Here is a 20,448-nt window from a genome sequence, read left to right on the forward strand (position 1 = left end):
TCGCGCCAGTAACGCCTGGATCCCCCGTAACTCCAGTGGGGCCAGTCGCGCCAGTGACGCCTGGATCCCCAGTGACACCCGTCGCCCCAGTAAACCCGGTAACGCCTGGATCCCCCGTAACTCCAGTGGGGCCAGTCGCGCCAGTGACGCCTGGATCCCCAGTGACACCCGTCGCCCCGGTAACCCCGGTAACGCCTGGATCCCCCGTAACTCCAGTGGGGCCAGTCGCGCCAGTGACGCCTGGATCCCCAGTAACCCCCGTCGCGCCAGTGACACCCGGATCTCCGGTGACTCCTGTCAGACCGTCAGCTCCAGTCACTCCTGTAACGCCTGCCGGTCCCATCGGCCCCGCTGGTCCCATCGGCCCCGCCGGTCCCATCGGCCCCATCGGCCCCGCCGGTCCTGTCGGTCCTGTCGGTCCTGTCGGTCCCGGCAAACCTTTGATCAGATGCGCGGAATGAAGGTGCAGGAGGGATTCATCCGGGGAATTTAATGCTTCCAACAAAATATCGAGCTTGTATTGCAAGTGCATATCCCTGAAAGCCAGCTTCTGCAAGTCTGCTTTCAAATGGTCATTGGCGGCTAGAATGTCTTGAAGAGACGAGGAGGGATTTTTCAATACCTGATCGAGTTGTTTTCCTTGACGGTCCAAATATCGGCTCGATCGAAGCTCCTCGATTGATACCTCCGACAGCAATCGGGCGAGTTCATCGATCCATTTGTCCTTTTCATCGGAATCCCGCAACCAGACGCCTCCTCTCCAGTTATGCAGACAGGCTTGTTCATGGATCAGCCTTGTTCTACTCTATGCGCAGCAGCCCAAAAAGGTTATCGGATGACAGGCATGGTGATGATTTTTCCTGGATGCGAATAGATTTACTGGAGGAAGCTTGGGGAAATTCCATTCCAGGGAGAGGGAAGGGGATGGCATGATCACAATCAGCCTGTGCATGATCGTTCGGGACGAAGAGGAGACTCTCGGGAGAGTTCTGGACGGCGTCAAGGACATCGTGGACGAAATCATCATCGCGGATACGGGTTCCGTCGACAGAACGAAAGAGATTGCGGCCGCGTACGAACAATGCCGAATCGTTGATTTCGAGTGGATCGACGATTTCGCGGCCGCGCGCAATTTCTCGTTTTCACAAGCCGGCATGGATTATATTCTATGGCTGGATGCGGATGACTGGCTCCGGGAAGAAGACAGGCAGGGGCTGCTGCGCTTGAAAAAAACGCTGGACCCATCCTATGAACGGGTGACCATGCCCTATAATCTGGCTTACGATTCCGCAGGCAACGCCGTATCGAGCCTTCGGCGCAACCGTCTGGTGCGCAGGGACCGGGGGTTCAAATGGATCGGGCCTGTCCACGAATATTTGGAAGCATGGGGAAAAGCGTTGGACAGCGATGTCTGTGTCTCGCATGGGAAGGAAAAGGAATACTCGGACCGCAATTTGCGCATTTATCGCAACCGGCAGCAGGCTGGCGAAGATTTTTCCATCAGGGATCTCTATTACTTTGCCAATGAATTGAAGGATCACGCGTTCTACGACGAGGCGGCGCTCTACTATGAGCAGATGCTTCGCACGGGACAGGGGTGGATCGAGGACAACATTCAGGCATGCCTGAAGCTGGCGGACTGTTATGGACAGATGGGGCACAAGGATCTGCAGCTGCAAGCTGCGCTGAGATCGCTCTGTTACGACAAGCCTCGGCCGGAATCCAGCTGTGCGATCGGCAACGGCTTGTTTGAGAGGGAGCAGTACGAGGCTGCCCTTTATTGGTACGGGCTTGCTGTCGCCTTGGAGCCCCCCGTTACGATGGGAATAATCAATCGCACCGCGTCAACCTGGTATCCCCATTTGCAAATGTGCCTTTGCCTTGACCGGCTGGGAAGGTTCAGGGAGGCATTCGAGCATAATGAACATGCGCTCGCCTTTCATCCGGATCATCCGAGCATGCTGCATAATCGGGAGTATTTCCGTTCGTCGCATGGAATGGTTCCCGATGCCGGCGTAACGGCTGCGGTAAAAGACTGATTCATGCGAGCAGAAGCATCCGGGGAAACGGATGCTTTTTTAGTGCCCTCGCTGCCTTTTGCAGGGCTCTATTTACTGCCCCTTAACGAGTCCTTCGTCGATTCGGGAAGGGCTGATTTTGATGAGATAATTCTCATTTATTTCTAAGAAAGGCCTTGAAAGGCATGTCCTTCCTGGATTTCCGCTCTTCGTGGAAAATCTTAGGCCGTTTAAAATCTGCTACAGTTGGTTGAGACCAACAACCCTAGGAGGTTTTCACCAACATGAGCAATAATTGGTTCAACCGCAAGCTGATTGGAACGAGTCTGTGCGCCGCCGTCGCCTTCACCGCTATTGGAGCCGTTTACGTCCCGCCGACCCCGGCAGCTGCGGCATCATCTTCTTATGAAACCACCATTACATATGGCGTCAATATGCGCACTCAGCCAAGCGTCTCCGCCGCCAAAATCCGCATGCTGAAAAAAGGCGAAGCGGTCCATGTTGTCGGACAGGCCAACAGCTACTGGCTGCATGTCCTGACCGCTAAAGGAGAGAGCGGTTATATTTCCTCCGGAAGCCAGTACACCACATACTCCGGACCTGCAGCAGGAGGGGGCGGCGGAAGCGTACAGCCCGGAGCAAGCGCGAAAGCCGATCAGGTCGTCTCGCTGGCGCAAAGCTACATCGGCAAAGTGTCGTACAGCTACGGCGTCCGAAATGAGAGCAAGCTGATCTTCGACTGCTCCTCCTTCACCCAGTTCATCTACGGCAAAGCCGGAGTCAGCCTGAAATGGGGGACAAGCTCCCAGAAATCCCAAGGAACCGCCGTCAGCAGGGCAAATCTGAAGAAGGGCGATCTCATCTTCTTCGACACTGTCGGTACGAACAATGGCGTCATCAACCATGTCGGCATCTACATGGGCGACGGCAACTTCATCCACAACACTCCATCCGCCAACGGGGTGACGGTCAACAGCCTGACATCCGGCTGGTGGAAAGACCGCTTTGTATCCGCCCGCAGCGTGCTGTAGAAGCTCGTTGCGGATGAATCCGCAAAGTGCCGCTGAACCTCGCCTCGCATGGTTGCACAGCGCGCAGCGAATCGCCACGCATGACCGCACCGCTTGCGGCGGAACCTCGCCCTGCGCGACCGCACAGCGCTCAGCGACTTGCCTCTCATGACCGCGCAGCGTACGGCGGAAGCTCGCTACGGCCTCTGCGCGAGGCCTTGGACTTTCGCCTGCCTGTCTGCTCGGCATCCGGCAAGGATTCCGCTTTCGGCTAGCGGCGATTATCGCTATAGATGACAAGCCGCTCCTCCGGGAGCGGCTTTTTTTGCGTTTTCCTGGTAGTTTTTACGTCTTTTTTTACGCCGCAGCCGTCGATCTTTACCCCGTTTTTACGGCTGCCCGCAGTACCATTTCCCTATGCGGTAGAGGAAATGAGAACCAAGAGGGAGAGTTGAGAATGTTCAATCAGGATTGGACCCTGCTGCTGCTCATGGCGCTCGGGTTTCTGGCGTTCAGAGGTCTGATTTCCTTCGCGGAGAGGTCATAAGGAGGGAATAAGCATGCTTGTGCTCGCTATCATCGCTTTTATTTGCATGGTCTACCTTGGTTTTGTTCTGGTTTATCCGGAAAAATTTTAATGAATGCCGCAAGGGGGAGCTAAGACGTGGGAATGGGATTGGTTCAGGTCGCGGTTACGCTTGCGATCATCATGCTGCTGGTCAAGCCGGTCGGAACGTATCTGGTCGCCGTGTTCGACTACGGCAGCGGCAGGACGAAGCTCGACAGATGGTTCGGCTGGGCGGAGAAGCCGCTGTACCGGCTGGCCGGCATCAAGGAAGAAGAGAACATGGGGTGGAAGGGCTATCTGAAGGCGATGCTCCTCACCAACTTTATTATGCTCGTCATCATGTACGCCATCCTCAGACTGCAGAAATACTTGCCCTTAAATCCCGACGGGATCGGCAACATGCCGCCGGCGCAAGCGTTCAATACGGCTGTATCGTTCATGACGAATACGAACTGGCAATCGTACAGCGGCGAGAATGCGCTGTCCTACTTCTCGCAGATGGCGGCGATCACCTTCCCGATGTTCACATCGGCGGCGACGGGATTTGCCGTCGCGATCGCGTTCATCCGCGGGATCTCGGGCAAGAGCGATGCGCTGGGCAACTTCTACGTGGATCTGGTCCGCGCCGTTACGCGGGTGTTTCTTCCGCTGAGCTTCGCGGCAGCGCTGTTCCTGGTCTTCCAGGGCGTTCCGCAGACAATCTACGGGGCGATAACGGCTACGACGCTTGAAGGCGGCCGGCAGACGATCACTCGAGGACTCGTCGCATCGCTTGAATCCATCAAGCATCTGGGCACGAATGGAGGCGGCTGGTTCGGCACGAACGCGGCGCATCCGTTCGAAAACCCTACGCCTTTGACCAACCTGGTCCATATCGTCAGCATGATGCTTCTGCCGACCGCGCTCGTGTACGCCTTCGGCTTGATGATCCGCAACAAGCGCCAGGGCTGGGCCGTGTTCGGCGCCATGAGCTTCATCTTCGTGGCGATGCTTGCCCTCGTGATGGCGTCGGAATATCGCGGCGTGCCTGCTCTGGATGCCGCCGGCATCCACGGCAATATGGAGGGCAAGGAAGTCCGGTTCGGCATCGCGGAGTCCTCGCTGTTCACGGCCGTGACGACAGCGGCGACGACGGGAAGCGTCAACAATATGCATGAATCGCTGACGCCGCTCGGCGGACTCGTGCCGCTGGCGGAAATGATGCTGAACAACGTGTTCGGCGGCAAAGGCGTCGGCCTCCTGAACGGCCTGCTGTACGCCATTCTTGCGGTGTTCATCTGCGGTCTTCTCGTCGGCAGGACGCCCGAATTCCTCGGCAAGAAGATCGAGGGCAAGGAGATCAAGCTGGCTTCCATCGCCTTGCTGGTTCATCCGTTCATCATCCTGGCCCCGACCGCGCTTGCGCTGCTGACGCCGCAGGCGGTCGCCTCCATCAGCAACGCCGGCATGCACGGCTTGTCCGAAGTGCTGTACGCCTTTACTTCCGGAGCCGCGAACAACGGGTCGGCCTTTGGCGGCCTCAATGCCAATACAGACTTCTATAACGTCGGCCTCGGCCTCGTCATGCTTGTCGGCCGCTATGTGTCCATCATCGCGATGCTCGGCATCGCAGGTTCGCTGGCGGTCAAGAAAACCGTGCCTCAAGGGATGGGGACGCTGCGCACCGACACCGGCTTGTTCACAGGCATTCTAATCATGATCATCATCGTCATCGGCGCGCTGACATTCCTGCCGGCTCTGGCCCTCGGGCCGATCGCCGAGCATCTGGCGATGCCATGACGTCCGCGAATACGGGAAGGGAGCTTCAAGCAATGGAAGAAAGCCGCAAGAAAACATGGTCCAAACAAATGGTGGGAAGGGCGATGCTGGACGCTCTCATCAAGCTGAACCCAATCGTCATGGCGAAAAATCCGGTCATGCTCATCGTGGAGGCCGGCACCGTGATCGCCCTGCTGCTGGCCATCGACCCCGGGCTGTTCGGAACCGGAGAATCGGGCAGAGGCTATAATATCGCCGTCTTCTTCGTCCTGTTCTTTACGGTATGGTTCGGCAACTTCGCCGAAGCGCTCGCAGAGGGCCGGGGCAAAGCCCAGGCGGATACGCTGCGCAGGACGAAAAGCGAGACGATGGCGGCGCTGATTCAGAAAGACGGATCCCTGAAGCAGGTCGCTTCCACCGCCCTGAGGAAAGGAGATCTCGTGCGGGTAGAAGCGGGAGAAATCATTCCGTCGGACGGCGAGATCGTGGAGGGCCTCGCATCGATCGACGAATCGGCCATCACCGGGGAATCGGCTCCGGTCATCAAGGAAGCCGGCGGCGACTTCTCCTCGGTAACGGGCGGAACGAGGGTGGCTTCCGACTGGATCGTCATCCGGATCATGGCGGATCCCGGGGAGTCCTTCCTCGACCGCATGATTGCGCTGGTGGAAGGGGCCAAGCGGCAGAAGACGCCGAACGAGCTCGCTTTGACGACGCTGCTGGCCGTTCTCTCCATGATCTTCCTGATCGTCATCGTCACCATGGTGCCGATGGCCGATTATCTCGGCATCCAGCTCGATCCCGCCACTCTGATCGCCCTGCTCGTCTGCCTCATCCCGACCACGATCGGGGGCTTGCTCTCGGCCATCGGCATCGCCGGCATGGACCGGGTGACGCAGTTCAACGTGCTGGCCATGTCGGGCAAGGCGGTCGAGGCCGCAGGCGACATCGACACGCTCATCCTGGACAAAACGGGCACGATCACGTACGGCAACCGGATGGCCTCGGAATTCATTCCGGTGCAGGGCGTCAGTGCGGGCGAGATTACACATGCCTCGCTGCAGGCTTCCGTCCGGGACGAGACGCCGGAAGGCCGATCCATCGCGGAGCTCGCCCAGAAGCTCGGGGAGAGCTGGGACGATCGGGATTACGCCGATGCGGAAGTAATGGACTTTACGGCCGAAACGAGGATGTCGGGCATTACGCTGCCAGGCGGGCTGGCCATCCGCAAAGGCGCCGTCGATTCCGTGCGGAGAGCGGTCGCGGAGGCGGGCGGACTCATTCCCGACGATCTGGAGGAGAAGGCGGCCGTCATCGCGAAGTCCGGCGGCACGCCGCTTGCCGTATCCTCCGGCAGCCGCATTCTCGGCTTGATCCACCTGAAGGATACGGTGAAGCCGGGGCTGAAGGAAAGATTCGCGGAGCTGAGGTCGATGGGCATCCGCACCGTCATGTGCACGGGCGACAATCCTCTGACGGCGGCCACCATTGCGCTCGAAGCCGGCATCGACGACTATATCGCCGAAGCGAAGCCGGAGGACAAGATTGCCGCAATCCGCCGCGAGCAGCAGCAAGGACGGCTGGTCGCGATGACGGGCGACGGCACGAACGACGCTCCGGCGCTTGCCCAGGCCGACGTCGGCCTGGCGATGAACTCCGGCACGATGGCGGCGAAGGAAGCGGCCAATATGATCGACCTCGATTCCGATCCGACCAAGCTGCTCTCGGTCGTATCGATAGGCAAGCAGCTGCTCATCACCCGCGGCGCGCTGACGACGTTCTCGATTTCCAACGACCTGGCCAAATATTTCGCGATCCTGCCGGCGATGTTCATCACCGTGCTGCCGCAGCTGTCCTCGCTCAACCTGATGGGGCTCGGCTCGCCGTCCTCGGCCATCCTGTCGGCGCTCATCTTCAATGCCGTCATCATCCCGCTGCTTATTCCGGTCGCGATGAAAGGCGTCAAGTATCGGGCGCTCAGCGCAGACCGGATGCTGGCCCGCAACATCCTTATCTACGGCGTCGGGGGCGTCATCGTGCCGTTCATCGGCATCAAGCTGATCGACATGCTGCTGTCCAGCTTTATTTGATCGGACCGCCGGGTTATCATTCATTTTCAGCAGGAGAAGGAGCTGTATCCTATGAAAGCATTTATGACTGCATTTCGAATATCGGCGCTGCTGCTCGTTCTATGCGGAATTCTATATCCGCTCGCGACGACCGGAGCCGCCCAGCTTCTCTTCCCGAAGCAGGCTGAAGGCAGCCTGATCCATGTCGGTTCCGTTCCGGCAGGATCGGAGCTGCTCGCGCAGGAGACGGCATCGCCCGGGCGGTTCCAGCCCCGGGCTTCCATGGCCAAGTATGATCCGACCGCGTCATCTGGCTCCAACCGGGCTGTCGGCACGAAGGACTATGTGGAAGAGACGCTGGCCAAGGCATCCGATTGGCGCAAGCAGAATCCCGGTCTTGCCGAGATGCCCGCCGATCTCGTGACCGCCTCCGGATCGGGCTTCGACCCCGATCTGTCTCCGGAGGCGGCGAAAGCCCAGATTCCCCGGATCAGCAAGGCGAGCGGCATTCCGGCGGACGAGCTGACGAAGCTGGTGGACCGGCTGACGAAAGGACGCCAGCTCGGCCTGTTCGGCGAGCCGAGGGTCAACGTGAACGCCCTCAATCTGGAGCTGTCCAAGCGGACTCCGTAAGCCGGCCATGGATTCTTACCGCAGGAAATCGCCGGAGGAATTGCTGGAGTCGATCGACAGGCTGAAGCGCGGCCTGCTGACGGTCTATATCGGGCCGGTCAGCGGGGCGGGCAAGACGTACCATATGCTGCGCGAAGGCTGCGCCCGCGCAGCCAAAGGAGTCGACGTCGTCATCGGAGCGCTCGCCGCCCCGGTGTGGCCGGAGACGCTGGAGCAGATCGGATCGCTGGAGGAAATATCGCCGCTCGTCTGGACGGAGAACGGCACGGGCATGCAGGATCTGGACGTCGACCGCATTGTGGAGCGGATGCCGGACCTGGTGCTGGCGGACGGACTCGCCCACCGCAACCGGCCCGGGGCTCCGCGGCCGACGAGGCTTGAGGATATCCGCCTGCTGATATCCAGCGGCATCAGCGTCATGACGACAGTCAACGTGTACGAACTGGACGGATACAAGGAGCTGGCGCAGCGGCTGACCGGCGTCGAGGTCCGCTGCACCGTTCCCGACGACACGCTGGAGCTTGCGGATGAGGTCCGGCTGATCGATGTGACGCCCGAGGCTCTGCTGAGCCGGATGGAGGAGGCCAAGCGGAGAAGCGGCAAGGATGCTCCCTTGCTGCGACAGGGGAATCTCGGCGTGCTGAGGGAGCTTGCCCTACGCTTCGTGGCGGAGGAGGTGAACGAATCGCTGCGGCGCTATCGCCGGGGAATGGGGCTGTCCGGCCCTTCCGGAGCCGGCGAGCATATTCTTGTCAGCACCCAGTATCATTGGAACGGCTCGCTGTATATCCGCCGCGGCGGACAGATCGCCAAGCGCCTCGGAGGGGCGCTTTCGGTCGTTACCTTCCAGGATCCCCGCAAGCCGCTGTCCAAGGAGGGGGCCGATTTTCGCCGCAGCATGCTGAAGCTCTCCTCCAAGCTGGGCAGCTCCTTCGAGGAGCTGCCCAGTCCGGGGAGGCGACGAATTGCGGATGAGCTTGTCCGCTACGCCTACGCTCATGGCGTGACCCGCATCATCATGGGCCATTCACGGCAGAGCCGCTGGGAAGAGTGGAGCAAGGGCTCGGTGCTCGGCACGCTGCTCAAGAAAATGAGGAACGTCGATCTTTATCTCATCGCCGACCGGGAGTCCGGCGACGGCAGCCGCATCGTGACCGGCGCGTCCAGGGAAGGCAAGCGGCAGGAGCCGCATCGAAGGCTGACGGAAGATGAAGTCAAGGAAGAGATCGGCAAAATCGCCAGGGGGCGTCTCAAAATGTTCATCGGGGCGGCTCCTGGCGTAGGCAAGACGTATGCGATGCTTCGAGAGGGCAACGATCTGCTCGATAAAGGCATCGATGTCCGGGTCGGCCTGCTGGAGACGCATGGCCGGCCGGATACGCAGGCGCAGCTCGGCCGCCTCCCCGTCATTGCCCGAGCGGCTTCGGAGGTGAAAGGAGCTTTGCTGCAGGAAATGGACGTGGAGGCGATCATCGCCGCGAGGCCGGAGGTCGTGCTCGTGGATGAGCTGGCCCATACCAATGTTCCCGGCAGCCGCAGCCGCAAGCGCTACGAGGATGTGCAGAGGATACTGGAAGAGGGCATTTCCGTGCTGACGACGGTCAATATCCAGCATCTGGAGAGCCTCAACGATGCGGTGGAGCAGATTACCGGCATCCGGGTGAGGGAAACGGTGCCGGACCGCCTGCTGCGGCTTGCGGATGAAATCCAGCTGATCGACGTCTCTCCCCGGTCGCTGCAGCAGCGGATGCGGGAAGGGAAGATTTACGCCATGAACAAGGTGGATCAGGCGCTGAACCATTTTTTCCGTACGGGCAACCTCATCGCCTTGCGGGAGCTCGCTTTGCGCGAGCTCGCCGACGATGTCGACGAACGTCTGGAATCGCGGAGCGACAGCGGTTCGCTGCGCGGCCCATGGAGGCGCAAGGAAGTCATCTTCGTCTGCGTCAGCGCTTCCCCGGGAGCGGAACGGCTTATTCGCCGCGGCTTCCGGACGGCTTTCCGGCTCAAGGCGGATTGGCATGTCCACTACGTGCGGGACGGCATGGACTCTCGAGGGGACGCCTCTCGGCGGGTCGAGGAGCTGGAGAGGCTCACGATGCTGCTCGGAGGAGATTTCGTCGTTCACGAAGGCAGATCGCCTCGCGAGACTGCCGCTATCCTTGTGGCCGAAGCCGGGAAGGCGGAAGCGACCCAGCTTGTCATCGGGCAGCCGAGCCCGTCGTTCTCCAAGGAATGGAGGAACGGCTCGCTCGTCCGGAGCCTTCTCCGCGCGGCCAGACATCTGGATGTGCTCATCGTAGCTGATTATGAGCCGGGACATGCGCTATAATAGGCAGAGTTGCAGAGGGCGGGATGCAAATAGGCAGAGCTGCAAATGGCGGGATGCCAACAGGCAGAGCTGCAGGGGTGCGCGGTGCAAATAGAAGCTGCAGGAGTGCGCGGCGTTAAGGAGAGATGCGGATTGTCAGTCAGCGGCAGGCCGGCGGAGGGCGAGAACGTTCCCGAGGCCGTCGGAGCGGAAGCGGGAAGAGACGGCGCGGGCCGGAGGCGGAACGCTGCCGTGACCTATGGAATCGTGGCCGTGTCGATCGGCGTGCTGTCGGTATGCCTTCATTTGCCCGGCTTGGCTTACGATACGGTGAACGCTGCCTTGCTCTTTCTGTTCCCGGTGCTGTTCGCCGCTGCATACGGTGGGAGAGGGCCGGCCGTTTTTGCGGCCGTCGCGGGCATACTGGCGTTCGACTTCTTCTTCATTCCCCCGGTATGGAGCTTTACGGTGGCGGATTTGCGCTATTTGATTTCTTTTGCCGTCTATCTTGCCGTCGCCCTCATGACGGCCGGACTGGCGGCTCGGCTCAAGCGGCAGGTCGAGGCGGCCCGGCGGCAGGAGCGCAGCACGGCAGCGCTCTATGTCATGAGCCGGCTGATGTCCGACGTCAGCGATGTCCCTGCCGTGCTCGGGGCGTTCAGCGGACATATCCGAGACGCTTGCGGATTGGCCGCCGATTTTTATGTGCCGGACAAGGAGGGGGAGCTGCGGCCGTTCGGGCTGAATCCGCCGCTCGGCTCCATGAAGGGGACGGAGCGGGGGCAGGAGACGCATGGACAGAATCCCGAGCTGATCGCCCGCTGGGTGTATCGGCACGGAGAGCCTGCCGGACAGGGGACCGGCAAGCTTGGCGGCTCCTCCGGGTGGTTCATGCCGCTGAAGGCCGAGGATCAAACGTACGGCGTAGCGGAGATTCATGCCCTCGGGCAGGACCTATCTCCGGCCGTCGTCCTGCAGGTCGAGGCTTTGAGCGGTCTCGCCGGAAGCGCGCTGGCCCGCATCAAGCGCGGAGAGGATGCCAAGCTGGCCCAGCTGACCGCCGAATCGGAACGGATGCGCACGGCGCTGCTGGATTCCGTCTCGCATGAGCTGAGAACCCCGCTGGCGGCCATCATCGGCTCCTCGACCGGCCTGCTTGAATCCGGCGAGCTGTTCTCCGAGGAGGACCGCGCCGAGCTTCTCGGCACGATCCGGGACGGCGCGCTGCGCATGAACCGGCTTGTGACGAACCTGCTCGGGATGGTGCAGCTGGAGAGCGGCATGATCAAGATGCGGCGGGAATGGCTGGATGTCGGCGAGCTGGCCGGAATCGTGATCCGCCAGCTGAAGGAAGCATTGGGGCAGCGCAAAGTGCGGCTTCGAATCAGCGAAGATCTGCCGCCGCTTCCCGGGGATATCGTCTTGCTGGAGCAGATGCTGGCCAATATCGTGAGCAATGCCATCAAATATTCTCCCGACGGCAGCGACATCCGGCTGGAAGCCTTTGTCCGCGACCGGAGCCTGGCGCTGCGCATCGAGGACGAAGGCGCCGGATTGAGCGAGGAGGAGGGGCGGCGCATCTTCGACAAGTTTTACCGCTCGGAAGCGACCCGCCATATTCCCGGCACGGGGCTCGGACTCTCGATCGCCAAGGGCATCGCGGAGATGCACGGGGGTTCCATCAGCGCGGGTCCGGGCAGCGTCAAGGGTGCGGCCGTGACCGTGCTGCTGCCGCTGTCCATGCCTTCCGGCGGGCCGCCGTCCGAATCATCAGATCCAGCAACAGAGAGCAGGGACTAGAGATGACAACCGAACGAACAGGAGCGCGGGTTCTGATCATTGACGACGAGCCGCAAATCCGCAAGCTGCTGAAGGTGACGCTGCAGGCGCATCAATACGAAATCTATGAAAGCGCCACGGCAGAGTCGGGGATGCTGGAGGCTTCCATGCACCATCCGGATCTCGTCATCCTGGATCTGGGCTTGCCCGACATGGCGGGAATCGAGGTGCTTAGACGGCTGAGGGAATGGTCGTCGGTGCCGGTCATCGTGTTGACGGCCAAAGACCGCGAGGAAGACAAGATCGAAGCTCTGGATGCCGGAGCCGACGATTATGTCACGAAACCGTTCGGCATGGGCGAGCTGGTCGCGCGCATGCGTGTCGCCCTGCGCCATGCCGCCAACAAATCCGGCGGCGAGCCGGTGCTGCGCTTCGGAGAGCTCGTCATCGACCTGGCCCTCCGCAGCGTAGAGCTGTCGGGCAGCCGTCTGAAGCTGACTCCGACGGAGTACGACCTGCTGAAGGCTCTCGCTTCCAATGCCGGCAAGGTGATGACGCAGAAGCAGCTGCTGCAGCAGGTGTGGGGCTCCAGCAATCTAGCCTCGGAAGGCCATTATTTGCGCATATACGTCGGGCATCTCCGCAAAAAGCTGGAGGAGGATCCCGCAGATCCGCGGTATATTGCCACGGAGCCGGGAATCGGATACCGGTTTTTGACCGGGGAATGAGGGTTCGTTTCGACAGCTGCAGAGTCGCCGGCGACGGAGCCTGAAGAGCAAGGGATGCATGGGTCCGTAGTCAGGGCAACGGACTTATGCACGCGGAGAACGTCCTGTTTAAGAGCTGTTATCGAAAAGCTGACATTGGCGTTATCGTCGATGTCAGCTTTTTTAATAAATACAAGCAAATAAAGAATTTAAATGGAAAATCATTCTAGCAATTCTCTAATTGGTGTTATATTATATGACACAAAAGGGGGATGAAAGATGGGAAAACGATCATGGATCTTAGGAGCCGCTGTGCTTGTCCTGGCATTGACGGCATGCGGAGATAAGGGGGACGAGGCTTCGGGAGATGGAAGCAGCGGGTCCGGCGGGGAAACGAAGGTGGTCAAAATCGCCACCGATGCGAGCTACGCCCCGATGGAGAGCATGGACAAGGATAAGATTGTCGGGCTGGATGTGGACTTCCTGGATGCCGTCATGAAGGAGGCCGGACTTTCCTACGAGCTGCAGAATACGGGCTGGGATCCGTTGTTCGCCGATTTGGGCAAGGGAGAGAAGAGCTCTTTTGATGCAGCCATATCCTCCATCTCGATTACGGAAGACCGCCAAAAGACATTCGACTTTTCCATTCCTTATTTTGAATCGGTCAATATGATCCTGACGAAGGAAAATGCCAAAGTTGCGGATGCGCTGGAATTGAAGGACAAGAAAGTCGCGGTACAAGGAGCGACGACGGCGGAAGACCTGATGAAGGGGATCATGGGAGACAGCAGCACCAGCCTGAAGCGGTTCGACAGCAATACGCTGGCGCTGATGGAGCTGGATCAGGGCGGCGTGGACGCGGTCGTCGCGGACTTCGCGGTCGTTCAAGCCTTCGTCCAGAACAACCCGGACAAGCATTATGCGGCTGCCTATGACAAGACGAATTTTGCGCCGGAGTATTATGGAATCATGCTGCCCAAGGGAAGCGGCCTGAAGCCGAAAATCGATGCCGCTGTAGAGAAGGTGCGCGCGAGCGATGAATACAAGGCGATGTATAAGAAATGGATCGGCGTCGAGCCGGATACGACGGATCTGCTGAAGACGAAGTAAGCGCGGCAAAGACCGGGGCATGCGCATGCGGAAGCGTTGCTCCTGCTTTTTTGCGGACAAGCATTTTTTCCCGCGCTGGAGAGTCCCGAGGGAATCGGATTGCGGCGGTTCCAGCGGAATTGCCTTCGGAACGATCTTCTTGCCATCCGTTATGGCCAAGGATGCGACAACGTAGAGATAGGGGCGCTGCCTGTGAAGTTCGACTTCGGCATCGTATGGGATTATCTTCCTTTATTGATCAGGGGAACCGGCATGACCATCGGAATTTCCCTGCTGGCGATTCTATTGGGGGCGGTTCTGGGCTTGTTGATCGGCTTTGGGAAAATGTCGGATCGGTGGTATTTCAGCTGGCCGGCCAGCGGGTATATCCATGCCTTCCGCGGAACCCCGCTCATCCTGCAGATTCTGATCACGCATTTCATCGTGGTCCCTATGTTTCTCGGAACGACTCAGGCAGCCGTCGCAGCTGTTGCGGCATTGTCCCTGAACTCCGCCGCATACACAGGGGAAATATATCGAGCCGGCATTCAATCCATTGATCCGGGGCAGAAAGAGGCGGCGCTCTCCCTCGGAATGAACCGCTACCAGACGATGCGCTTCATCATCCTGCCGCAAGCGGTCAAGAGGATGATACCGGCATTCGGCAACGAATTCATCGTGCTTGTCAAGGACTCGTCGCTGGTAGCCTATATCGCCGTTCCTGAGCTTATGTACTGGAGCAATGCGATGAAAGGACAGTATCTGAAGGTGTGGGAGCCTTACCTGACTGCTGCCGTCATCTACCTCATCCTCACGTACCTGCTGAGCAAGCTTCTTCATTTCGCCGAACGGAAAGCGGCATAAGCTTCTTTTTGCGTCGAATGTGACGCGGCAAAGCAGCGAATGCCATCGAGCCGGACAGGCGGATGTCCGCTCGATGGAAGGGAAGCGAAGAAACCCGGCGCCTCGGACAGCGCCGGGTTTCTTCGTCTGCCGCGGAAGCCTCTCAAGCGACCGGATACTCCGCTTCCAGGCGGGGATTGGCGTAGAAGGGCGGTCGGATGGCGATGAGCGGCAGCGCGAATTTATACGGGGCGTAGACCACTTCGACTGTTTCCTTGGAATAGGGAATGAGCAGCAGCTTGATGCTCTCGTCATAATAGTAGTTCACATTGATCTCCTCCTGTAGGGCCATGTTGCTGCCTGATACTATATTCCATTCGGAGCCATCCGGGCACTTCGGATACGATTGAGCCGGGTGGGCAGGCACGGCAGGCGCCCATAGCCCATAGGCTATGGATACAAGAAGGTTCAGGAGGTAGGACGCGGCATGAGTGAAGAAAAAGACGACGGCCTGAGCGAAATCCGGGACTTGCAGGAATGGTTCGAGAACTGCAAGCAAAGCGGTTATCCGCTGTATCCGGCCTACGGCAAGATTACCCGCTACGAGGATGTGCAGATCAGCTTTCCGGAGCAGCGCCAGCTGTTCCAGCCGGGTCTGGAGAAGCTTATGGTGCCGCGCCCGATCATCGAGAATCCCCATTACAAAGGCAGCGGCAAGCTCGAAGGCAAGGTCGCGCTGATTACGGGCGGAGACAGCGGCATGGGAGCTGCCGTCGCCATCGCCTTCGCCAAGGAAGGGGCGGATGTCGCGATCTCCTATCTCGACGAGCATGAGGACGCCGGCCGCACCAAGGCTCGCGTGGAGCATTTTGGAGGCCGCTGCCTGCTGCTGCCCGGCGATCTTCGAGACAAGGGCCACTGCAAGGATATCGTCGCCAAGACAGTCGAGGCGTTCGGCTGCCTGAACATTCTCGTGAACCATGTGGGCATCCAGTTCCAGCAAAACGAGCTGACGGATATTACGGATGAGCAGTTCGACGAGACGTTCAAGGTCAACATCTACTCCCACTTCTATACAACGAGGGCTGCGCTTCCGCATCTGAAGGCGGGAGATTCCATCATCAACACCGCCTCGGTCGTCCCCTACGTCGGGGAGAAGCTGCTCATGGACTACACGGCATCCAAGGCCGCGATCGTCGGTTTCACGCGGGCGCTGGCCAAAAACCTGGCGAAAAAAGGCATCCGCGTCAACGCCGTCGCCCCCGGGCCGATCTGGACGCCGCTCATTCCATCGAGCTTCTCCGCCGATCAGGTGGCCGTATTCGGAACGGACACTCCGATGGGCCGGCCGGGCCAGCCGTTCGAGCTCGCTCCGACCTGGGTATACCTCGCTTCCGACGATTCCCGCTATGTGACGGCGCAGGTGCTGCATGTAGACGGCGGCCTGTCGACGAATTCCTGAGCCGCTGCGGCTGCTGTCAGAGCGGCTCTGGCGTCCTAAATAAACAGCCGATCCCAGTTATTAGGGGTCGGCTGTTGCGTCTGGGACCGGGGCGGGGGGGTCAGCCTCGCTCCATGGCGGACATCATGCCCAGCAGCTTGCCGGCGACTTCGTGGACGAAGGCGGCGGTTTCTTGAGGCGAGAGGAAACGGAACTCGTAATCGCCGCCCCAATCCTGCTGGAAAGCATGGCCTGTGTAATAGGCGGCGATCCGGTCGATCTGCTTCTGGATCTGTCCAGGGGGGAAGATGTCCAGGTAGTCGGGGAAATCGCGGACGCTGCTGAAGCAGCGGGTGAAGATGTTGGCGGGCTCCTTCTCCAGATACAGGAAGTCGGCTCCATACCAGTCGCTTTTCAGCCGGGAGGTGCGGTCCGGCGTTCCTTCAAGAGCTTGCGTGGCAGGCTCCCTTCTTTTGCGCTTCTGGAGCTCGATCCATTCGACGTCGGTCAGCAGATGGCAATAACAGCCGATCAGGAACGCGGTTCGGGGATTCATGGCATCCGCTTGATCTACTCCTTCCGGCAGGAACGCTTTCAGGAACCGATCCGGGTAAATCATTTTGTCGGCGTCCAAGAAATGGGTCACGGACTTGGGGGGCCGGAACTGCCCCGTGCCGAGATCGGGCAGGCCGCAGTCCGGGCCGATGTGGCCGACGACGAACTCCGGCACGCTGGCCTTGAATCCGCTCTTCAGCATTTGATCCGCGATGCGAAAATGGGTCATCCACGTTGCCATGCCAGCCTCCAATAATCCCGTTGCACGGGAGGATGATTACCTGACGAGGCTTGTCCGGAAAAAGTTCCGGATGCTACCATTTCTGCCTGCATCTACTTCGGGGCGGAATGGCCGAAATGCTCCCTGGCGTACCGGATCCACTCCCGTGCGGCAAAGCTCAGGTATTGCCCCCGCCGCCAGATCATGACGATATTCCATCCGATCGACGGATTCACGAGCGGGACCGCCGCGACTCGGGAAGGGTCCAGCCTGCGGCAGATCGATTCCGGCAAGAGGGCGATGCCAAGGCCCTCGGCGGCCATCTCGTAGATGAGATCCCACTGCGAGCTTTCCATCAGGACGCGGGGACGAAAGCCGAGGGCGTCGCATTGCTCGTAGATTTTGGCGTGAAGGGCGAAGTCCTCCCGGTACATGACGAAGGCTTCCTCGCGAAGCTCCTGCAAGGACAGCTCTGGCCGTCCGGCGAGAACGTGGCCGCGCTCCATGACGACGCATAGATTCTCCTGAAGAATCGGGAACGAGTCGAACAGATCCTCGCGTACCGGCGCCAGCACGAGGCCTGCATCCAGCAATCCTTCCGCCACCTCCGATTCCACCCGGATCGCGCCATGCTCCTCCAGTCCGATGGACAGGGCTGGATGCTCCTGCAGAAACATGCGTACGACCTTGGGAAAGACGGTGGCTCCAACCATCGGGGGCAGGCCGATGCGGATCCAGCCGCTCTTGAAGCCGGAGAGTTCGGCGAGCTCCGATTTCAGGCTTCCCGCCAGCCGGACGATGTCCTGCGATTGGGACAAGATGGCCTGGCCGGCATCCGTCAGCTTGATTTTCCGGCCATTGCGGACAAAGAGCGGCGTTCCCAGCTCCTGTTCGAGCTGGGCGATCGTCTTGCTGATCGTCGGCTGTGTAACATGAAGAGCCTCGGCGGCTCTAGTGAAGCTTTCCTGCTTGGCGATTTCGAGCATGTATTCCAGATGGCGCAGCTCCATGGTTCCTCCTTATGTCATAGACAGATGGAATGCGAGCGATTCCTATTATTCATTTTACGTATAATCGCATGGGGAATAAACTGGGAGCAGGAGGGATTTTGACATGAATTTCGCCAACTTGCTGCGCGGAGCTGCGCAGATGCTCTTTTTCGTCGCCGTTTACGAGGCTATGACGCTGCTGTCCTCCGCCCTGTCTCTGCATATGCCGGGAAGCGTCCTGGGGCTGGCCCTCGTGTTCATTCTGCTGCGGACCGGGGTGATCAAGTTAGGCTGGATCGAGCTCGGAGCCGGATGGCTGCTCGCCGAGATGCTGCTCTTCTTCATCCCGCCTGCCGCCGGGCTCATCCAATTCGGCTCGCTGCTTGCCGGCAGCGGCCTCCAGATCCTGCTCGTCATCCTCGTCAGCAGCGTAATCGTTATGATCAGCGCGGGAGGACTTGCCCAGCTGGCAGGCCGCCGCCGGGAGAGAGCGGAAGAGCGATGAGCATTCTCGCAGCTGCCGCCTTCATCGTCATGACCGTGCTGGTGTACGGAGGGAGCAAGCTGGCGCATCGGCGCTGGCGCAATCTGATCCTGTCTCCTTTGATATTAACGCCGGTTGCGATCATGGCCATTCTAGCCCTATGCCGGATTCCCTATGAAACCTATAACGAGGGAGGCCGCTGGCTGAGCGCTATGGTCGGTCCGGCGACGGTCGCGCTCGCCGTGCCGCTGCACAAAAATGCGGCTCTGCTGAAAAAGCATGCGCTTGAAATCTCGGCCGGGGTAGCTGCCGGCTGGATGACGGGAACGGCTGCCGCGCTCGGAATCTGCCGGCTCTTCCATCTCGACCGCGCGCTCGCGGACTCGCTCCTGCTCCGGGCGACCACGACGCCGATCGCGCTTGCCGTCAGCGGCATGATCGGCGGAATCTCGACCTTGACCGCCGTATTCGTTCTGATCACCGGCATTTTGGGCACGGTGCTCGGCCCGCTCGTGATCCGCTGGACGCGGATACGCAGCGAAGTGGCCCAGGGGGTGCTGATGGGCAGCAGCGCCCATACGGCCGGGGCCCACAAAGCATTCGAGCTCGGAGCCGTGCCGGGCTCCATCGCCAGCGTGTCCATGCTTTTGAGCGCGTTCCTTTCCTTGTTCCTGATTCCCCTGGTTGCCGGCTTCGCGGCTTGACGGAAGGGGAGAGACGGCTCCGCGGATACAGGCCGGCACGCTCTGGTTTCATATCCGGCCGGCCGCCAGGATGCAATTCCACGAGAGACAGGAGGATGCATGGGGGAGATGACAACGACGATTTATTTTTCAACGAACAAGCTGGGGGACGTAACATCGGAGCAGCTGCAGAAGGCGCTCGACCGGTTCTCGCTCGGCCGGCTTCGAGGCTGCCGCCGCACGGCGAGCGGGGCCGGAGGCCAGACGCTGTTCCTGGAGTCCGACGTAGGGGAGTTCGTGCTTAAGGGCAATCCTTTGTATAAGGGACAGCTGAGCGAGGAACGGTACTTCGTAACGGAGCTGCTGCAGCGCGGACTTCCCGTCCCGGCTCCATACCGGATGGATGAACGATCGGATATTTTCGGCTGGCCGTATGCCGTCATGCCGCGGCTGCCGGGCATCCATACCCGGGACCTCTCGCTCGAAGACGAGGGAAGCCTGCGCAAGCTCAGCGGCATGCTGGCGCAGACGCTCCTCCGAATGCACGAATGGAAATCGGAAAGCTGCGGGGAATGGATTCCCGCCTCGGGAGAAGTCGAGCCGTTTCCTGTCTCCTACCGGGATTGGCTGTACGGGCGGATCCGCCACTGGCTTCGGGATGCGCAGAATTACGCGCCGGTGGCGGCGGAGGATTGGGCGTGGACGGAAGAAATCCTCGATGCCGCAACGGATTCCTTCGACGGCTTCGACCGGCCCGTCTATGTCATGGGAGATTTCAAGTTCGACAATCTGCTGGTCCGCCGCAACGGCGATCAGTGGGAGCTGAGCGGCCTGTTCGATTTCACAAACGGCTACTTCGGAGATGGGGCAGCCGATCTGCCCAAGATCGCGACCCAGTTCATCGACCGCGGCAGATCCGATCTCGCCGAGCGGTTCGTTCTGGCGTATCGGGACGGGCTTGCCGATAAGGAAGGGTTCGATCAGAGAATCAAGGTCCATACGCTTCATCAAAAGATTCTGGATTGGGGCTGCTTCCATGCGATCGGAGCGGTCAGCTGGAATCCGGAGTGGACGTTCCGGGAATGGGCGTTCCGCTACATAATGCACTAAGCGCTTTCTGTCCCGGCGCCGCTTTGACCCCTCAAAAAACCCGCTCACCTGAGAGAGGTTTTTTTCCCTTCGATTCGTGGCTTGACGAAACTACCTAACGCCGTTATGATTGGCGCGAAATCAAGTGCGTGTTATCCTAACAAACCTAACAAATTAATTTTGGAAGCGTTTAAAGCGAATA

18 protein-coding genes are annotated in these 20,448 nt (G+C 59.9%); 15 read left to right on the top strand and 3 right to left on the bottom strand.

Annotation, left to right across the window (positions count from 1 at the left end):
- Positions 1-929 precede the first annotated feature (929 nt).
- The 11 genes from BN871_RS18070 to BN871_RS18115 all read left to right on the top strand — a co-directional run bounded on the left by BN871_RS18070 (position 930) and on the right by BN871_RS18115 (position 14,806).
- A complete protein-coding gene (locus BN871_RS18070) occupies positions 930-2,039 on the top strand; it encodes a glycosyltransferase family 2 protein (protein WP_048748222.1) in 1,110 nt (369 codons plus the stop codon).
- Positions 2,040-2,302: 263 nt separating this feature from the next.
- Positions 2,303-3,049 carry a C40 family peptidase gene (locus BN871_RS26290; RefSeq protein WP_021879521.1) on the top strand — a complete coding sequence of 249 codons (747 nt, stop codon included), beginning with the start codon at positions 2,303-2,305 and terminating at the stop codon, positions 3,047-3,049.
- A gap of 539 nt (positions 3,050-3,588) precedes the next feature.
- A complete protein-coding gene (locus tag BN871_RS30305) occupies positions 3,589-3,666 on the top strand; it encodes a potassium-transporting ATPase subunit F (RefSeq protein ID WP_127506941.1) in 78 nt (25 codons plus the stop codon).
- Positions 3,667-3,698: 32 nt separating this feature from the next.
- Positions 3,699-5,375, top strand: coding sequence for a potassium-transporting ATPase subunit KdpA (gene kdpA, locus BN871_RS18080; RefSeq protein ID WP_048748223.1), 1,677 nt, complete (start codon positions 3,699-3,701; stop codon positions 5,373-5,375).
- Between the two features lie 32 nt (positions 5,376-5,407).
- Complete coding sequence (gene kdpB, locus BN871_RS18085) at positions 5,408-7,444, top strand: potassium-transporting ATPase subunit KdpB (protein ID WP_048748224.1); 2,037 nt, start codon at positions 5,408-5,410, stop codon at positions 7,442-7,444.
- A 51-nt stretch (positions 7,445-7,495) separates the two neighbouring features.
- Positions 7,496-8,056, top strand: a complete 561-nt coding sequence (kdpC, locus tag BN871_RS18090) for a potassium-transporting ATPase subunit KdpC (protein ID WP_048748225.1) — start codon at positions 7,496-7,498, stop codon at positions 8,054-8,056.
- A 7-nt stretch (positions 8,057-8,063) separates the two neighbouring features.
- Positions 8,064-10,388, top strand: coding sequence for a histidine kinase (locus BN871_RS18095; protein WP_048748226.1), 2,325 nt, complete (start codon positions 8,064-8,066; stop codon positions 10,386-10,388).
- A 132-nt stretch (positions 10,389-10,520) separates the two neighbouring features.
- Entirely contained in the window at positions 10,521-12,167 is a 1,647-nt protein-coding gene (locus tag BN871_RS18100; RefSeq protein WP_053087007.1) for a DUF4118 domain-containing protein, read from the top strand.
- Between the two features lie 2 nt (positions 12,168-12,169).
- Positions 12,170-12,874: a response regulator gene (locus BN871_RS18105; protein ID WP_048748227.1), complete on the top strand. Its 705-nt coding sequence runs from the start codon at positions 12,170-12,172 to the stop codon at positions 12,872-12,874.
- Positions 12,875-13,132: 258 nt separating this feature from the next.
- A complete protein-coding gene (locus tag BN871_RS18110) occupies positions 13,133-13,963 on the top strand; it encodes a transporter substrate-binding domain-containing protein (RefSeq protein ID WP_021879515.1) in 831 nt (276 codons plus the stop codon).
- A gap of 192 nt (positions 13,964-14,155) precedes the next feature.
- Entirely contained in the window at positions 14,156-14,806 is a 651-nt protein-coding gene (locus BN871_RS18115) for an amino acid ABC transporter permease (protein WP_048748236.1), read from the top strand.
- 142 nt (positions 14,807-14,948) lie between these two features.
- Here the strand turns inward: BN871_RS18115 and BN871_RS28535 are convergent, their stop codons facing one another.
- Entirely contained in the window at positions 14,949-15,113 is a 165-nt protein-coding gene (locus tag BN871_RS28535; RefSeq protein WP_198158064.1) for a hypothetical protein, read from the bottom strand.
- Positions 15,114-15,272: 159 nt separating this feature from the next.
- Between BN871_RS28535 and BN871_RS18120 the strand changes: the two genes are divergently transcribed.
- Entirely contained in the window at positions 15,273-16,247 is a 975-nt protein-coding gene (locus BN871_RS18120; protein WP_083436525.1) for an SDR family oxidoreductase, read from the top strand.
- Positions 16,248-16,347: 100 nt separating this feature from the next.
- Here BN871_RS18120 and BN871_RS18125 read toward each other — a convergent pair whose 3' ends face one another.
- Together BN871_RS18125 and BN871_RS18130 are read right to left on the bottom strand one after the other, a co-directional pair.
- Positions 16,348-17,022 (bottom strand): hypothetical protein, encoded by a 675-nt coding sequence (locus tag BN871_RS18125; protein WP_048748228.1) that lies wholly within the window; start codon positions 17,020-17,022, stop codon positions 16,348-16,350.
- A gap of 92 nt (positions 17,023-17,114) precedes the next feature.
- Positions 17,115-18,011, bottom strand: coding sequence for a LysR family transcriptional regulator (locus BN871_RS18130; RefSeq protein WP_021879510.1), 897 nt, complete (start codon positions 18,009-18,011; stop codon positions 17,115-17,117).
- A 103-nt stretch (positions 18,012-18,114) separates the two neighbouring features.
- On the opposite strand from BN871_RS18130, the gene BN871_RS18135 reads away from it, so the two are divergent.
- The 3 genes from BN871_RS18135 (at position 18,115) to BN871_RS18145 (ending at position 20,267) form a co-directional block, all read left to right on the top strand.
- Positions 18,115-18,495: a CidA/LrgA family protein gene (locus BN871_RS18135; RefSeq protein ID WP_048748229.1), complete on the top strand. Its 381-nt coding sequence runs from the start codon at positions 18,115-18,117 to the stop codon at positions 18,493-18,495.
- On the top strand, positions 18,492-19,178 hold the full coding sequence (locus BN871_RS18140; RefSeq protein ID WP_048748230.1) for an LrgB family protein: 687 nt from the start codon (positions 18,492-18,494) through the stop codon (positions 19,176-19,178). The genes BN871_RS18135 and BN871_RS18140 overlap by 4 nt, the downstream gene beginning before the upstream one ends.
- Positions 19,179-19,286: 108 nt before the next feature.
- On the top strand, positions 19,287-20,267 hold the full coding sequence (locus BN871_RS18145; protein WP_048748238.1) for a phosphotransferase family protein: 981 nt from the start codon (positions 19,287-19,289) through the stop codon (positions 20,265-20,267).
- Positions 20,268-20,448 lie beyond the last annotated feature (181 nt).

The organism is Paenibacillus sp. P22 (assembly GCF_000469945.2).
In the GTDB taxonomy this organism is placed as follows: Bacteria; Bacillota; Bacilli; order Paenibacillales; family Paenibacillaceae; genus Paenibacillus_O; species Paenibacillus_O humicus.

What these genes read in the sequence shown, in the direction of transcription:
- BN871_RS18070 (WP_048748222.1), top strand. Translation starts at nt 930, where the DNA reads ATGATCACAATCAGCCTGTGCATGATCGTTCGGGACGAAGAGGAGACT.
- BN871_RS26290 (WP_021879521.1), top strand. Translation starts at nt 2,303, where the DNA reads ATGAGCAATAATTGGTTCAACCGCAAGCTGATTGGAACGAGTCTGTGC.
- BN871_RS30305 (WP_127506941.1), top strand. Translation starts at nt 3,589, where the DNA reads ATGCTTGTGCTCGCTATCATCGCTTTTATTTGCATGGTCTACCTTGGT.
- kdpA (WP_048748223.1), top strand. Translation starts at nt 3,699, where the DNA reads ATGGGATTGGTTCAGGTCGCGGTTACGCTTGCGATCATCATGCTGCTG.
- kdpB (WP_048748224.1), top strand. Translation starts at nt 5,408, where the DNA reads ATGGAAGAAAGCCGCAAGAAAACATGGTCCAAACAAATGGTGGGAAGG.
- kdpC (WP_048748225.1), top strand. Translation starts at nt 7,496, where the DNA reads ATGAAAGCATTTATGACTGCATTTCGAATATCGGCGCTGCTGCTCGTT.
- BN871_RS18095 (WP_048748226.1), top strand. Translation starts at nt 8,064, where the DNA reads ATGGATTCTTACCGCAGGAAATCGCCGGAGGAATTGCTGGAGTCGATC.
- BN871_RS18105 (WP_048748227.1), top strand. Translation starts at nt 12,170, where the DNA reads ATGACAACCGAACGAACAGGAGCGCGGGTTCTGATCATTGACGACGAG.
- BN871_RS18110 (WP_021879515.1), top strand. Translation starts at nt 13,133, where the DNA reads ATGGGAAAACGATCATGGATCTTAGGAGCCGCTGTGCTTGTCCTGGCA.
- BN871_RS18120 (WP_083436525.1), top strand. Translation starts at nt 15,273, where the DNA reads ATGAGTGAAGAAAAAGACGACGGCCTGAGCGAAATCCGGGACTTGCAG.
- BN871_RS18125 (WP_048748228.1), bottom strand. Translation starts at nt 17,022, where the DNA reads ATGGCAACGTGGATGACCCATTTTCGCATCGCGGATCAAATGCTGAAG.
- BN871_RS18130 (WP_021879510.1), bottom strand. Translation starts at nt 18,011, where the DNA reads ATGGAGCTGCGCCATCTGGAATACATGCTCGAAATCGCCAAGCAGGAA.
- BN871_RS18135 (WP_048748229.1), top strand. Translation starts at nt 18,115, where the DNA reads ATGAATTTCGCCAACTTGCTGCGCGGAGCTGCGCAGATGCTCTTTTTC.
- BN871_RS18140 (WP_048748230.1), top strand. Translation starts at nt 18,492, where the DNA reads ATGAGCATTCTCGCAGCTGCCGCCTTCATCGTCATGACCGTGCTGGTG.
- BN871_RS18145 (WP_048748238.1), top strand. Translation starts at nt 19,287, where the DNA reads ATGACAACGACGATTTATTTTTCAACGAACAAGCTGGGGGACGTAACA.